13 protein-coding genes are annotated in these 14139 nt (G+C 65.9%); 10 read left to right on the forward strand and 3 right to left on the reverse strand.

The features are described from left to right. Nucleotides 1–90 precede the first annotated feature (90 nt). Entirely contained in the window at nt 91–1638 is a 1548-nt protein-coding gene (locus tag BVH01_RS13560; RefSeq protein ID WP_075930792.1) for a diguanylate cyclase, read from the forward strand. Between the two features lies 1 nt (nt 1639). On the opposite strand, the gene BVH01_RS13565 is transcribed toward BVH01_RS13560, so the two are convergent. Further along, complete coding sequence (locus BVH01_RS13565; protein ID WP_075930793.1) at nt 1640–2542, reverse strand: LysR family transcriptional regulator; 903 nt, start codon at nt 2540–2542, stop codon at nt 1640–1642. Between the two features lie 93 nt (nt 2543–2635). Here BVH01_RS13565 and BVH01_RS13570 point away from each other — a divergent pair, with 93 nt between their 5' ends. The 4 genes from BVH01_RS13570 (at nt 2636) to BVH01_RS13585 (ending at nt 7094) form a co-directional block, all read left to right on the forward strand. Continuing rightward, nucleotides 2636–3412 (forward strand): SDR family NAD(P)-dependent oxidoreductase, encoded by a 777-nt coding sequence (locus tag BVH01_RS13570; RefSeq protein ID WP_075930794.1) that lies wholly within the window; start codon nt 2636–2638, stop codon nt 3410–3412. Between the two features lie 59 nt (nt 3413–3471). Continuing rightward, entirely contained in the window at nt 3472–4227 is a 756-nt protein-coding gene (locus tag BVH01_RS13575; protein WP_075930795.1) for an SDR family NAD(P)-dependent oxidoreductase, read from the forward strand. A 41-nt stretch (nt 4228–4268) separates the two neighbouring features. After that, the gene (locus BVH01_RS13580; RefSeq protein ID WP_075930796.1) at nt 4269–5660 is read left to right on the forward strand and encodes an aspartate aminotransferase family protein; all 1392 of its coding nucleotides are present in this window, start codon (nt 4269–4271) and stop codon (nt 5658–5660) included. 66 nt (nt 5661–5726) lie between these two features. Beyond that, nucleotides 5727–7094 (forward strand): glutamine synthetase family protein, encoded by a 1368-nt coding sequence (locus BVH01_RS13585; protein WP_075930797.1) that lies wholly within the window; start codon nt 5727–5729, stop codon nt 7092–7094. A gap of 126 nt (nt 7095–7220) precedes the next feature. Here the strand turns inward: BVH01_RS13585 and BVH01_RS13590 are convergent, their stop codons facing one another. After that, nucleotides 7221–7751 carry a hypothetical protein gene (locus tag BVH01_RS13590; RefSeq protein ID WP_075930798.1) on the reverse strand — a complete coding sequence of 177 codons (531 nt, stop codon included), beginning with the start codon at nt 7749–7751 and terminating at the stop codon, nt 7221–7223. Nucleotides 7752–7947: 196 nt separating this feature from the next. Here BVH01_RS13590 and BVH01_RS13595 point away from each other — a divergent pair, with 196 nt between their 5' ends. After that, nucleotides 7948–8604 carry a hypothetical protein gene (locus tag BVH01_RS13595; RefSeq protein ID WP_139317831.1) on the forward strand — a complete coding sequence of 219 codons (657 nt, stop codon included), beginning with the start codon at nt 7948–7950 and terminating at the stop codon, nt 8602–8604. 264 nt (nt 8605–8868) lie between these two features. Here the strand turns inward: BVH01_RS13595 and BVH01_RS13600 are convergent, their stop codons facing one another. Then, entirely contained in the window at nt 8869–9834 is a 966-nt protein-coding gene (locus BVH01_RS13600; RefSeq protein WP_075930800.1) for a LysR family transcriptional regulator, read from the reverse strand. Nucleotides 9835–9999: 165 nt separating this feature from the next. Here BVH01_RS13600 and BVH01_RS13605 point away from each other — a divergent pair, with 165 nt between their 5' ends. Genes BVH01_RS13605 through BVH01_RS13620 form a run of 4 tightly spaced genes read left to right on the forward strand, consistent with a single transcriptional unit; the run spans nt 10000 to nt 14078 of the window. Further along, entirely contained in the window at nt 10000–11313 is a 1314-nt protein-coding gene (locus tag BVH01_RS13605) for an MFS transporter (protein ID WP_075930801.1), read from the forward strand. Then, nucleotides 11310–12065, forward strand: a complete 756-nt coding sequence (locus tag BVH01_RS13610; protein WP_075930802.1) for a class II aldolase/adducin family protein — start codon at nt 11310–11312, stop codon at nt 12063–12065. The genes BVH01_RS13605 and BVH01_RS13610 overlap by 4 nt, the downstream gene beginning before the upstream one ends. Then, the gene (locus BVH01_RS13615) at nt 12049–13002 is read left to right on the forward strand and encodes a glyoxylate/hydroxypyruvate reductase A (RefSeq protein WP_075930803.1); all 954 of its coding nucleotides are present in this window, start codon (nt 12049–12051) and stop codon (nt 13000–13002) included. The genes BVH01_RS13610 and BVH01_RS13615 overlap by 17 nt, the downstream gene beginning before the upstream one ends. Nucleotides 13003–13061: 59 nt before the next feature. Beyond that, complete coding sequence (locus BVH01_RS13620; RefSeq protein ID WP_075930804.1) at nt 13062–14078, forward strand: histone deacetylase family protein; 1017 nt, start codon at nt 13062–13064, stop codon at nt 14076–14078. Nucleotides 14079–14139: the final 61 nt, after the last annotated feature.

Below are 14139 nucleotides of genomic sequence, written 5' to 3' on the forward strand. Positions count from 1 at the left end.
CCGGCCACGCATCCACAGGCGGGGCCGTGACGACGTTCAGGGCAGCAGGGGGCGATGTGATGGCGCGGCAGCGAGCGGGAAGAACCAGACGTGCATGATTCCGGTCGGCGACAGTTCGACCTGCCTTCGGGAGCCGGCAACCCACGTGGCCTGCTGATCGCCGCGGTGATTTTCGTGTGCGGCGTGCTGTTGCTGTCGACCGCCCTGCACGTGCGCTGGGACAAGGCCCAGGCCATGGCCAAGAGCACCGAAGCCATGCAGACCCTGGCGGCGGCGCTGAACAGCCAGGCCGAATCGACCATCCGGGTCGCCGATACCGTGCTGACCGCGCTGATCTCCATGCACCGCTCCGGCGGCCATGGCGAGGCCAACATCCGTGAGCTGAACCAGGTGGCCAGAACCCAGATACGCGAGCTGGGTGAGCTGGACGGCCTGTACATGTCCGATGCCAACGGCCAGTACTTCCTGGCCACCAACGCCGAAACCCATGCGCTGAACAACGCCGATCGCGTGTACTTCCAGCATCACCGACAACGTGCGGACAGCGAGCTATACATCGGCCAGCCGGTGCGCGGCAAGACTACCGGGCAATGGGTCATCACCCTGTCCAAAGGTATCTATGAGGACGACGGCACGTTCCGTGGCGTCGCCCTGGCCACGCTCAGCGTCGAACGTTTTCGCAGCCTGTATCGCTCGCTGCCACTCGGCGAGCAGGGCATCGTGGTGCTCGCCAAGCGCGACGGCACCATCCTCGCCCGTTCCGAAAGCGATGCGCAGACCTACCTGACCAACATCTCCCAGAGCCCGATGCTCCAGGCCATCAACCAGGGCATCGACAAGGGCTCGGTGACGCTGACCGCCATCGTCGACGGCGTGCGGCGCATCTATGGCTTCGACGCCAGCCCCAAGTACCCGGTACTGGTGGCTGTGGCGATGCCGGAGCGGGAGGCGCTGGCTGCCTGGAAACGGCGTGCCTGGTCGATGTGGGGCTTTGCCCTGGCCGCCGTGCTGGGCGTCGGCATCATGGGCCTGTTGGTGCTGCGCGCCCTGGGCCGGCAGTCGGCCATGGCGGTGGAGCTGCACGCCGCGCACCAGTCCCTGGCCACCGCCAACACCACCCTGAAAACCCTGGCCACCGAAGACGGCCTCACCGGCCTGGCCAATCGCCGCCACCTCGACGGCTACCTGGCCAGCGTGTTCCAGCGCGCCGGCAGCGAGGGCACGCCGCTGGCCTTCGCGCTGGTCGATGTGGATTTCTTCAAGGGCTACAACGATGCCTACGGCCACCAGCGCGGTGACCAGGCGCTCATCGAGGTCAGCAAGGCGATGCGCGCCCGGGTGCGCCGCGAGGGCGACCTGGTGGCCCGCTATGGCGGCGAGGAAATGGCCATCGTGCTGCCGGACGTATCCGCCGAACAGGCCCTGGCCATGGCCGAGCAGGTACGTGAAGCGGTGCAGCGCCTGGGGATCGAGCATCGCCAATCCGCCTACGACCAGATCACCGTCAGCATCGGCGTGGTCGCCGGCGTGCCCGGTGAGGCGTTCAGCGACCCCGAGGCCATGGTCGCCGCCGCCGACCAGGCGCTCTACGCCGCCAAGGGCGGCGGTCGCAACCGCGTGGTGCTGGCCTCGCACTAGCTCAGGAGCGTGCCGGGCCGGCTTCCACCTGCTCGCGCAGTAGCTGCAGATAGCGACGCGCGCCGAGGCCCAGCGGGCGGCTCTTGTACCAGATCACATCGACCCACAGGCGGATCTGGCTGGCCATGTTGTCGAACTTCACCGCGGCCAGCACTCCCGAGTCGATCATTGGCTGAACCAGCGGGTGAGGCAGGTAGGCCCAGCCCATGCCGGCCTGCACCAGATCGAGGGTAGCCATGTAGCTGTCGGTCAGCCACACCCGGTGCGACAGCACGATCTGCGGTTCCGAGGCCTTGGGATCGTCACTGGCCACCACGATCTGCCGGGTATCGGCCATCTGCCCGGCGTCCAGCCGCTTGCCCTCGCTGTCGAACGGATAGCCCGGCGCCGCCACCGCGGTGAGCAACTGGCTGCCGGCCTCGGCGAAGGCTTCGCGCTCGTCGATGCCGGGGCGCTCGAACATCAGGGCCACATGCGCGCTGCCGTCATGAATCATGCGCACCGCGTCGGTCTGTGCGGCCGAGCGAATCTCGATTTCCAGGGTCGGAAACTCCCGAGCCAGGGTGGTCAGTGGCCGGCTCCAGGCGCCGGTCTGCAGCTCCGGTGCCATGGCGATCACCAAGCGGCGTTCCAGGCCCTTGTGCAGTTGCAGGGCATGGGCATCGAGCAGGTTGAGCTGGCTGGCCACCTGCCGGGCCTGGGGCTCCAGGGCTCGGGCGGCAGCCGTGGGCAGCGCCTTGCGGGTCGAGCGATCGAAAAGCGTCAGGTCGAGCTCCGCCTCCAGCTGCGACACCGCCATGTTCACCGCCGAGGGCACGCGACCCAGGGAACGAGCGGCTGCTGAAAACGAACCTTTGTCGATAACGGTGAGAAAGACCCGCAGCGTTTCGCTGGTGAAAATCATGATTGTCAGATTTCCTGATAACAGTTGTCTTTTTGTATCAGATTTATGCGCCTAGCATCCAGCCCATCGAAACCCGGTTTGTGTGAGGTGGGTATGTTCAGGGCAATGGCAGATCAGGTCGCATTGGTCAGTGGCGCCGGTAGTGAAAGTGGCATCGGCATGGCCATCGCACGTCGCCTCGGCGCGGCTGGCGTCAAGCTGATCGTTACCGCCAGCAGTGCGCGTATTGCCGAGCGGGTGGCCGAGCTGCGCGCTGCCGGTTTCGAGGCGGAAGGCTGCGCGGTGGACCTTACCGACGAAGCGCAGACCCAGGCCTTTGCCGATTGGGCCGAGTCGTTATGGGGGCGCATCGACATCCTCGTCAACAACGCCGGCATGGCCATGCAGGGCAGCCCGGAGCCGTTCGTCGAAGTCGCCAAGATGAGCCTGGACGTCTGGAATCTGTCGCTCTCGCGCAACCTGACCACCGCCTTCCTGCTCACTCGCGCCGTGCTGCCGGGCATGCAGCGGCGCGGTTATGGCCGGGTGGTACACGTCAGTTCGGTGACCGGCACCCGTGTCGGCAATCCCGGTGAGGCCGGCTACAGCGCGGCCAAGGCCGGCATGGTCGGCCTCAACCTGTCGCTGGCGCTGGAAGTGGCGGGGCAGGGCATCACCGTGAACTCCGTCGCGCCGGGCTGGATCGCCACTGCAGCCAGCCTGCCGGAAGAAGTACGGGCCGCTGCCTACGTGCCGGTGGGGCGCGCCGGCCATCCCGAAGAAGTCGCCGCTGCGGTGGCTTTCCTGGCGTCTCCCGAAGCCAGCTACATCACCGGTGAAACGCTGGTGATCGATGGCGGTAACAGTTTGATCGAGAACAAGGCGCCCTGAGCACCAACTATCTGACTTCCCCCTCTTCTCGAGCGGCCCGCGGGCCGAGGAGCGAATCGATGCAACCCGTCGTTCTGATTACCGGTGCCCTGGGCGGTATCGGCCAGGCCATGTGCGAGCGTTTCACTGCGGGCGGCTGGACGGTGTTCGGCACCGACCTGGACGCCGACACCCTTGCTGCCCGGCAAGCCGCCGGCAAGCTGGCCGGCGCCCACGCCGCCGACATCCGTAAACCCGGCGCCTGCCGTGACGTGGTCGCCGCGCTGCTGGCCGCCACCGGTCGCCTGGACGCCCTGATCAACTGTGCCGGGGTGTGGCGCGAGGGGCCGGTGGAGACGTTCAGTGAAGAGGACTTCGACATCGTGCTGGACGTCAATCTCAAAGCCACCTTCTTCATGTGCTCGGCCAGCATCCCGGCGTTACGCGAGAGCAGGGGTGCCATCGTCAACATCTCCAGCGACGCCGGCCGCCAGGGTAACCGCAACGCCGCTGCGTACTGCGCCAGCAAGGGTGCGGTGACCCTCATGACCAAGGCCCTGGCGCTGGATCTGGCCCCCGCTGGCGTGCGCTGCAACAGCGTGTCACCGGGCGACGTGGAAACCCCGATGCTCAAGTTCCAGGCCGAGCGCTACGGCAATGGCGACCAGGACGCCTATTACCAGGATTTGCTCGCCAAGTACCCACAAGGCGCGGCGGCGCGCTTCATCCAGCCCGGTGAGGTGGCCGACCTGGCGTTCTTTCTCTGCCAGAGCGGCGCACGGTCGATCACCGGCGCGGATCTGGCCATCGACTGCGGGGTGTCGGCCGGTAACTGAGCGCTGCGTTGACCCCGACTGACAACAACAGGAGCCTTCCCATGTACCCGAGTGGCATCAACGATAAAGCCGTCGAAACCTTCGCCGCCCGTGAGCGCGAGCATTTCCTGCAACGCAACCCGAAATCCGTGGAATTGGCCAAGCGCGCCCGCAAGTCGCTGTTCGGCGGCGTGCCGATGCACTGGATGAGCGACTGGTCGATGCCCAGTTCGCTGTTCGTCAGCCGCGCCAAGGGTGCGCGCTTTCATGACGTCGACGGCCACGAGTACATCGACTTCTGCCTGGGCGACACCGGCAGCATGTTCGGCCACTCGCCCGAGCCCATCGCCCAGGCCATCGCCGAGCAGGGCGCCAACGGCCTGACCACCATGCTGCCCGGCGAGGACGCGATCATCGCCGGCGAACTGCTCGCCGAACGTTTCGGCCTGCCGTTCTGGCAGGTGGCGACCACCGCCACCGACGCCAACCGCTTCGTGATCCGCTGGGCCCGCGCCATCACCAACCGCAAGGTGCTGCTGGTGTTCGATGGCTGCTACCACGGTACCGTCGACGACGTCATGGTGCGCTGCAAGGAAGGCCGCACCGTGCACCGTGGCGGCCTGATCGGCCAGGCGCGCAACCTCGCCAAGACCAGCCGCGCCGTGCCGTTCAACGATGTCGCCGCGCTGGAGGCGGCGCTTGCCCAGGGTGACGTGGCGGCGATTCTCTGCGAGCCAGCGATGACCAATATCGGTATGGTGCTGCCCGAGCCAGGCTTCATGGACAAGGTTCGCGAGCTGAGCAAGCAGTACGGCAGCCTGCTGATCATCGACGAAACCCACACCATCTCCACCGGCCCTGGCGGCTGCACCCGTGCCTGGAACCTCAAGCCGGACTTCATCACCCTCGGTAAGCCGATCGCCGGCGGCGTGCCGTGCTCGGTGTACGGCTGCAGCCATGAAATGGCCCAGGCCATGCTCCTGGCTCAGCAGCACGCCAGCGAAACCAGCAGTGGCCACGGCCATAGCGGCATGGGCACCACGCTGTCGGCCAACGCCCTGGCCATGCGCTGCATGCGCGTGAACCTGGAGCAGGTGATGACGCCCGCGGCCTACGCTCATATGCTGCCGCTGGCCGCACGTCTGGCCGACGGCCTGCGCGTGCTGATCAGCAAGCATGGCCTGAACTGGTCAGTGACCGAACTGGGTTCGCGCTGCGAATTCCAGTTCTGCGCCACCTCGCCGAAAACCGGCGCCGAAGCCGAGGCGGCCTTCCATGACAGCTTGCAGATGGCCTTGCACCTGTATCTGATCAACCGTGGCATCCTCATCACGCCGTTTCACAACATGACCCTGTGTACGCCGCAGACCACCCCTGCCGACGTCGACACGCTGATCGCCACCCTCGATGAAGGGCTGACCGAGCTGTTGGCGATTCCCGGTGCCCGTGGTTAACGCCGTAGACCGGCGGGATCCCGATGATCGCGCCGGTGTTTCCCGCAATCCTTACGAGTACTGATCATGCAATTCGCCGACATCCAGGAAGCCCGCGATTTTCTCGCTGCCAACCCCGAGGTGCGCAGTATCGAGCTGATGCTGATCGACGCCAATGGCGTGCCGCGCGGCAAGCTGCTGCACCGTGACGAGCTGCTGGCGATCTACCAGAACGGTCGGCCGCTGCCCAGCTCGATCCTGTCCCTGACCATGCAGGGTGAAGACGTCGAAGCCACCGGCCTGGTCTGGGAGGTCGCCGACGCCGACTGCTGGACTTATCCGCTGCCCGGCAGCCTGACCCTGCAACCCTGGCGCAACACGCCCACCGGCCAGTTGCAGGTGAGTATGCACCCGACCCAGGGCCAGCCGGCTGCCCCGGCCGATCCGCGCCACGCCCTGATGCGGGTGATCGAGCGTCTCAAGGCCGATGGCTTTCACCCGGTGATGGCCGTAGAGCTGGAGTTCTACCTGCTCGACAAGCAGCGCGACGCCAGCGGTCGCCCGCAACCGGCCGTGCAGATGAACGGCGTGCGCCCCGAGGCGCCCCAGGTGTACGGCGTGTACGAGCTGGAGCAGGTGCAGCCGTTTCTCGACGACCTCTATGCGGCCTGTGAAGTGCAGGGGCTGCCGGTGCGTACGGCGATTTCCGAGTATGCGCCGGGCCAGCTCGAACTGACCCTGGAGCATCGTTTCGATGCGCTGCAGGCCGTCGACGAAGGCATTCGCTACAAGCGCCTGGTGCGCGGTGTGGCCAACAAGCATGGGCTGCAGGCCTGTTTCATGGCCAAGCCGTTCGGCGACCGTGCCGGCAGCGGCATGCACCTGCACGTCAGCCTGGCCGACGAGCAGGGCAACAACCTCTACGCCAGCGAAGACCCGCAGGGCACGCCGCTGCTGCGCCACTCCATCGGCGGCATGATGGCCACGCTGCTCGACTCCCTGGCGATCTTCTGCCCCAATGCCAACTCGTTCCGCCGCTTCCAGGCCAACAGCTACGCGCCGCTGGCCAAGAGCTGGGGCGTGAACAACCGCACCGTGTCGTTCCGCGTGCCCGGCGGCCCGGCCGTCAGCCGCCACATCGAGCACCGCATCTGCGGCGCCGATGCCAACCCCTATCTCGCAGCCGCGGCGATTCTCGCCGGTATCCACCACGGTATCCGTGAGCAGATCGACCCGGGCGCCGCCATCGTCGGCAACGGCTACGAACAGGCCACCGAGTTCCTGCCTACCGACTGGCTCACCGCGCTGCGCGCTCTGGAGCGATCGACCTGGGCGCGCGAGGCGCTGGGCGAGGAATTCCTCAAGGTGTTCCTGGCGATCAAGCAGACCGAATATCGCCAGTTCATGGCCGAGGTCGGCGAGCAGGACTGGCGCTGGTATCTGAACCATGCCTGAGTAGCCCGGGCGCGACATGATCGGCTCGCCCCTGGCTAGCCGGTCAGCTTGCTTTAACGCTGAACGGGGGCGGATGGTGTCCTCGGTGAGTGGATCGGCAAAGGCGGCAGCAGTGATCCCGCCTGGCTAGAAGCCGAGGAAAGGGCAGTTCTCGAATTCGTCGCTCGCTGAGACGTAGGGCATGGCAGCGCTGCCATCGAGCACCATATCGGCGAAGCCGTCATCGTTCATATCAGCGAAGTGCACGGCAGTCTTGGTGCTCAGTTCGCAGAAGCCCTTGCCGTTGAAGGCCAGCACGTTGAACGACTCGACGCCTCCATACCAGGCCCCTTGCTCGCTGAGGGCGTAGTGGTGCTTGTAATAGCCGTGTTTCAAGGTAGGGATCGCCTGCACCACCAGGCCCACGCATGCCAGCGCAACGACGAGCCGGTACTGGGGGATCACCGGTTTGCGCCGTGGTTCACGGCGAGCCATGCCGATCAGAAACAGCGCCAGAGCGGGCATAAGCACTAGAACCGCACCAGCGATCAGCAGTGCCAGGTAGTCCAGCTCTTCGTCTTTCAGGTAGAAAGCCGAACGGCCGTCCAGATAGAGAAAGGCGCTCGCTTGCGCGTACAGACCAACCAGCAGCAGATAGCACGCGCTCCGTTTGAACATGGCTTTCCTTGGTGGCGTCCGCTGCGTTCTTGGGTGAAGGGCGGCAGTTAACATCAGCTGGCACTATTCAAGAAGCTTTTTTGTGACCAGGTCCATTCCCGTAGCGAGCTGCGACGCATTGGCGCAGGTGAATCCAACGCCTCATATCGAGTAGCCTTGCGCTTCTGTTTTCGCTGCGGTCGGTAGGAGTCGAGCATTGAGTCACAAGAGTAAAGCGCTTCTCTGGGGCGGATTGGGCCTAAGCCTGTTGGTGCTGGTCGTCGCGTTCCGGCTGTTCTTCGTCTGGGCCACCACGTTGCCGCTGGACGCCCCGGTGCGCCTCGACCAGGGCGAAACCGTCGAGCTGCCGGTAGAGACCCGGACCCTGGAATTCGACACCCTGGCCGTGGTGTTCTCCACCGCCGAGCTGCCGCTGTTCACGGTGCGCAAGCTGTCTGGCGGGCCGATCTGGGAGAACGAGCAGTGGGTCGAGTACCCGCCGGCACCGCTGACCCTGGCCTGGAAGCTGCTCACCCCGAGTGGCGAGCTGCTGTCCGAAGGGCAGGGTTCGCTGGGCGACGAGCTGACCAGCTACGGCAGCGACCAGATCACCCGCGCCGTGGCGCGCATTCCCATGCAGCCCGGTGACTACCGCCTGCAGGTGCAGGTGCTGAACCCGGATGCTCGCTTTGGCGAAGTGGATACCCGCCTGGTTTTCGTGGCAGCCGGCAAGGGCCAGACCTGGCAGAGCGGCGTGGCTTGGTGGGGCTCGATCGTCGCCGGCGTGCTGCTGATTCCATTCGTGATCATCTGCGGCTTGCTGGCCCTGCACAACTTCATTCGCTGGCGCTACGGCGAGCCGTCGGCGGACTGAATTTCTCGCGGGCGGCCCTGGCGCCGCCCGGCTCAGAACCTGATCACGATCCTTATGTGCCTGAAGCGGCAGCTACAAGGCAGGAGCAGCCACTCAAACCAACCTGTGGGAGCCCCGACCTCGGGGCGAAAAGATTGTAGCCTGACTGCCTATCGGTGGTGCCTGAGCGAATCGTCGCGAGGTCGCGACTCCCACAGTGGATCGGATAACGTCCGCTCCCGCCACGTCGTTGCCGAAATTACCGTAAAGATCATGAGCAGGCTCTCAGAACCTGTTGCGCACGTCGGTGGCCAGTAGCGCCTGCTCGAAGCGCTCCAGAAACACCGCCTCGGCATGGGTACGCTTCTGGTCCCGGTTCCACAGCAGGTAGACGTTCACGTCGATCACCCCCTCCGCCGGAGGCAGGCGCCACACTTCGCCGGCCTGCACGTCCTTGGCGACGATATGTTCGGGCAGACAGCCGATGCCGTAGCCGGCAGCGACCAGGCGACGAATCTCGTCGAGGCTCGACGAAGAAGCGGCGATGCGCCCGGTGAAGCCCTGCTGGTCGCGAAAGATGGTCAGCGGCGACAGATTGCCGCCAATCTGGTCGCGGGTGAAACTCACGAAATTCTCGCTTTTCAGATCCGCCAGCTTCAGGTCGTTGCGCCCGAACAGGGCGTGGCGCTTGCCGCAGAAAAAGGCGTAACGCTGCTTGAGCATCACCCGCTGCTCCAGCCGCGGCTGTGGCGTGCGGCACAGGCTCAGCCCAAACGAGGCGGTTTTCTGCAGCAGCGCGCTGACCACGTCGGAGCTGCGCAGCACGTCGAATTCGAACTCCACCCGTGGGTAGTCGACGTGAAAGTTGGCCAGGAAGTCGTCGTAGAAGCTCGACTCGATGCGACTGATCATCAGGATGCGGATCTTGCCGGCGACGGTTTCTTCCGGCGCGTCGAGTGCCGGGCCCAGGCGCGACACCGTGCCGTACAGCTCGGCGGCGATCTGCATGACTTCCTCACCCGCCTTGGACAGCGTGATGCGCGGCCCGCTGCGGATCACCAGGGCGCTTTCCAGTTGCTCCTCGAGGCGCTTGAGCGCCTGGCTCACCGCCGGCTGGCTCAGGTGCAGGCGCGCAGCGGCGCGGCTGATGCTGCCTTCCTGGCCGATCACCAGAAAGGTGCGCAGCAGGTTCCAGTCCAGCCGGTCGTTGAGAAAACGGCGTGCTTCGGCATGGCGGTAGCCGGCATTCATAGGCGTTTAAGTATCCATTTTACTTATACTTGAGTATTGAAATTAGAAGCTTTGCTTAGCATAGGGTCGGGGGCATGATCTGACAATGCACCGCCAGAGTGCGACCGATCCCCACCGGGGATGTGCTTTTTCTCCTGCCTATAAAAACGAATCCGGGAGCCTGCGATGACCACCCCTACCTCCACGCCGCGTCGTGCCGCGGCGGCCGCCTTCATCGGCACCACCATCGAATTCTACGATTTCTACATCTACGCCTTCGCCGCGGCGCTGGTGCTCGGGCAGCTGTTCTTTCCCAGCGACAACGCGATGCTGAGCACCATGGCGGCGTTCGCCACCTTCGCCGTCGGCTTCATCGCCCGGCCATTCGCCGGCGTGGTGTTCGGCCACCTGGGTGATCGCCTGGGGCGCAAGAAGATGCTGTTGTTCACCATGGTGTTGATGGGCGTGGCGACCACCTGCATCGGCCTGCTGCCGACCTATGCCCAGGCCGGCATCTGGGGGCCGATCGGCCTGGTGGCGCTGCGTTTCCTGCAGGGCATCTCGGTCGGCGGCGAGTGGGGCGGGGCGGTGCTGATGGCCAGCGAACACGCGCCCAAGGGTCGCAAGGTGTTCTTCGCCTCCTTCGCCCAGCTGGGTAGCCCGGCGGGCCTGCTGCTGGCGCTGATCGCCTTTCGCGCCATCAGCGAGATGGATCAGGAGGCGCTGATGACCTGGGGCTGGCGCGTGCCGTTCCTGCTCAGCGGCGTGCTGATGCTGGTGGGCCTGGCGATTCGTTTCGGCGTGCCCGAGTCGCCGGAGTTCGCCAGGGTCAAGGAGCAGAAGCAGACCTCCAAGAGCCCGGTGAAGGACGTGCTGCGCCATAACTGGCGGCAGATCCTGTTCGCCGCAGCGGCGGTGACCATCGGTTCGGGCGGTTTTTTCTTTACCAACACCTTCATGATCACCTACGTGACCCAGTACCAGGGCATCTCCAAGTCGACCATTCTCGATTGCCTGTTCCTGGTCACCATCCTGCAGTTCCTCTCCCAGCCGTGTTCGGCACTGCTGGCCGAACGCTTCGGTGAAGGGCGCTTCCTGAAGGGGGTGGCGGCGCTGTGCATGCTGGTGCCGTACCCGATGTTCCTGCTCGTGCAGACCGGCAACCTGGTCTACATGACTGCCGGTATCGCCCTGGCCGTGTTGCTGCTGGCGGCGCTGTATTCGGCGATCGCCGGCTACATGGCCGAGGCCTTCGCCGCCCAGGTGCGCTACTCGGGCATTTCCATCGCCTATCAACTGGGCAGCGGCCTGACCGGCGGCCTCACGCCGCTGATCGGCACCTACCTGGCCGGGCAGTTCGCCGGGCAGTGGATGCCGCTGGCGCTGTTCTTCAGTGTGCTGGCCCTGATGTCGCTGGTCGGCGTGATCGGCCTGTCGCGCTTGCGCGCCGAGGAGCGCCGCAACCCCAGCCTGTCCAACCCGGAGGTCGTGACCCCATGAGCAAGCCCGAGATCATCAGCGATGCCGAATGGCAGGCGCGCTGCGAGCTGGCCGCCCTGTACCGGCTGGTCGCCTACTACCGCATGACCGATCTGATCGACACCCACATCACCCTGCGGGTGCCGGGGCCGGCGCATCACTTCCTGATCAACCGCTACGGCGTGGCGTTCGAGAAGATGCGCGCCAGCGACCTGGTGCTGATCGACCTGCAGGGCAATGTGGTGGATCGCCTGGGTGGCCAGCGGCGGGTCAACGCTGCCGGCTTCGTCATCCATTCGGCGATTCACGAAGCCCGCCCGGACATGCGCTGCATCGTGCACACCCACACCGCTGCCGGCATGGCCGTGGCCGCCCAGCGTGACGGCTTGCTGCCACTGACCCAGCATGCGCTGAAGTTCTACGGCAACCTGGCGTATCACACCTATGAAGGCATCGCCCTGTCGCTGGAAGAACGCGTGCGCCTGGTGGCGGACCTGGGCAGCCACAAGGCGATGATCCTGCGTAACCATGGCCTGCTGGCAGGCGGCCAGAGCGTGGCCCACGCCTTTCACGAGATCTATTTCCTGGAGCGTGCCTGCCAGGCGCAGATCCAGGCGATGGCGGCGGGCGTGGCGTTGAACGTTCCCAGCGAAGCGGTATGCCAGCACACCGCTGCGCAGTTCGCCCGCGACGGCATCGACGGCATTATCGACCTGGCCTGGCAGGCCGCTCTCAGCCTGATCGAGGAGCAGCGTGATGACTGGTGCCGCTGAACCCCTGCCCAGCGTGGTGCTGCTGTGCCGTGAGCGGCCGCTCGAAGACTGGCTCGCCGAGCTGTTCGCCCGCCATGCCCCCGCACTCAGGGTGCTGCGCCCCGATGAACCGGACGCCGAACGGGCCCAGGTCGCGGCCTGCTGGTACCCCGCCGAGGGCAGCCTGGGCCGCTTGCCGGGGTTGCGGCTGATCCACTCGATCGGTTCGGGCGTCGACCACCTGGAGCATGATCGCTCCAGGCCTGCCGGGCTTCCCGTGTGCCGGGTGGTCGACCCCGATCACTCGCAGGGCATGGCCGAATACGTGCACTGGGGCGTGCTGCATTTTCATCGCGGGTTCGACCAGGTGATCGAGGGGCGCGCGAGCCAGCAATGGCAGCGGCCGGTGCAGCGTGCGGCGCGGGATTATCGGGTCGGCGTGATGGGGCTGGGCGCCATCGGCACGCCAGTGGCCACGCGGCTGACCCAGGCCGGCTATGGGGTACGTGGGTGGGCGCGGACGTCGCGGGAGCTGGAGGGCATCGCCACCTTTGCCGGCGCCGACGCGTTGGCCGGCTTTCTCGATGGCCTGGACCTGCTGGTCAACCTGCTGCCGCTGACCGCCACCACGCGCGGCCTGCTCGACCGTGAACTGTTCGGGCATCTGGCCCAGGGCGCGGCGCTGATCAACTGCGGTCGCGGCGAGCATCTGGTAGAGGCCGATCTGCTCGATGCGTTGGCCAGCGGCCAGTTGCGCGGCGCCTTGCTGGACGTGTTCGCCAGCGAGCCGCTGCACCGCGACTCGCCGCTCTGGCAGACGCCTGGGGTATGGGTCACGCCGCACATGGCGTCGTCGGCGTCCGATGCCTGCATCGCCCGGCAGATCGCCGACAACCTGCAGCGCCTGCACGCCGGCCTGCCGCTGAACCATCAGGTCGATCCCGCGCTGGGTTACTGAATCGCCGACGGGCGCCGCCAGGGTGCGCGTCCCCTCTGTCACGACTACGGACAATCGCCATGAAAACCTTTTTCCACCCTCAGCAACGCCTGCATCATCCGCGCAGCTACCTGTCCCGTGGGCAGATGCGCGAGCCCCAGGAAATTCCGGCACGTATCGACCCGTTGCTGGCCATGGCCCGCCAGCTCGGCTTCGCGGTCGTCGAGCCGGCGGATCACGGCCTCGCGCCGCTGCGTGCGGTGCACAGCGACGCCTATCTGGACTACCTGCAAAGTGCCTACGCCCAGTGGCACGAGGTCGACGAGGACTGGGGCGACGAGGTGATGTCGAACATCTTCATCCGCGAGAACAATCCGTTGCGTGGCATTCTCGGCAAAACCGCGCGCTACCTGGCCGACGGCAGTTGCCCGATCGGCGAGCACACCTGGAAGGCCGCCTACTGGTCGGCCCAGGCCGCCGTCGCCGCCGCCCTGGCGGTACGCGATGGCGAGCCCCAGGCCTACGCGCTGTGTCGCCCGCCGGGCCACCATGCGCGGGCCGAGGCGGCCGGCGGCTTCTGCTTTCTCAACAATGCGGCCATCGCTGCCCAGGTGCTGCGCGCCAGTTTCGAGCGGGTCACCATCCTCGACACGGACATGCACCATGGCCAGGGCATCCAGGAAATCTTCTACGAGCGTGACGACGTGCAGTACGTCTCCATCCACGGCGATCCGACCAACTTCTACCCGGTGGTGGCCGGGTTCGACGACGAGCAGGGCGCAGGGGCCGGCAAGGGTTACAACCTGAACCTGCCGATGGCCCATGGCGCCTCCGAGGCGGACTTCTTCACCTGCCTGGGCCAGGCTGAACAGGCGATCAGCGCGTTCGCGCCGCAGGTGCTGGTGCTGTCGCTGGGCTTCGATATCTACGAGAACGACCCGCAGTCCAAGGTCGCGGTCAGTCACGCCGGTTTCGAGGAGTTGGGCCGGCGCATCCGCGCACTCGGTCTGCCGTGCGTGGTGGTGCAGGAAGGCGGGTACGACATCGCCACCCTCGACGAAAACGCCTCGCGGTTCTTCAAGGGTCTGCTGGGCTGAGCAGGCGAATTTCAGCCAGCATGAACCGGGCCGGCTGTTACTGGATCTTTCAAGATATTTC

It is taken from the genome of Pseudomonas sp. PA1(2017), assembly GCF_001945375.1.
GTDB lineage: Bacteria > Pseudomonadota > Gammaproteobacteria > Pseudomonadales > Pseudomonadaceae > Aquipseudomonas.

What these genes read in the sequence shown, in the direction of transcription:
- BVH01_RS13615 (WP_075930803.1), top strand. Translation starts at nt 12,049, where the DNA reads ATGACTGGTGCCGCTGAACCCCTGCCCAGCGTGGTGCTGCTGTGCCGT.
- BVH01_RS13605 (WP_075930801.1), top strand. Translation starts at nt 10,000, where the DNA reads ATGACCACCCCTACCTCCACGCCGCGTCGTGCCGCGGCGGCCGCCTTC.
- BVH01_RS13570 (WP_075930794.1), top strand. Translation starts at nt 2,636, where the DNA reads ATGTTCAGGGCAATGGCAGATCAGGTCGCATTGGTCAGTGGCGCCGGT.
- BVH01_RS13585 (WP_075930797.1), top strand. Translation starts at nt 5,727, where the DNA reads ATGCAATTCGCCGACATCCAGGAAGCCCGCGATTTTCTCGCTGCCAAC.
- BVH01_RS13565 (WP_075930793.1), bottom strand. Translation starts at nt 2,542, where the DNA reads ATGATTTTCACCAGCGAAACGCTGCGGGTCTTTCTCACCGTTATCGAC.
- BVH01_RS13600 (WP_075930800.1), bottom strand. Translation starts at nt 9,834, where the DNA reads ATGAATGCCGGCTACCGCCATGCCGAAGCACGCCGTTTTCTCAACGAC.
- BVH01_RS13580 (WP_075930796.1), top strand. Translation starts at nt 4,269, where the DNA reads ATGTACCCGAGTGGCATCAACGATAAAGCCGTCGAAACCTTCGCCGCC.
- BVH01_RS13620 (WP_075930804.1), top strand. Translation starts at nt 13,062, where the DNA reads ATGAAAACCTTTTTCCACCCTCAGCAACGCCTGCATCATCCGCGCAGC.
- BVH01_RS13590 (WP_075930798.1), bottom strand. Translation starts at nt 7,751, where the DNA reads ATGTTCAAACGGAGCGCGTGCTATCTGCTGCTGGTTGGTCTGTACGCG.
- BVH01_RS13610 (WP_075930802.1), top strand. Translation starts at nt 11,310, where the DNA reads ATGAGCAAGCCCGAGATCATCAGCGATGCCGAATGGCAGGCGCGCTGC.
- BVH01_RS13575 (WP_075930795.1), top strand. Translation starts at nt 3,472, where the DNA reads ATGCAACCCGTCGTTCTGATTACCGGTGCCCTGGGCGGTATCGGCCAG.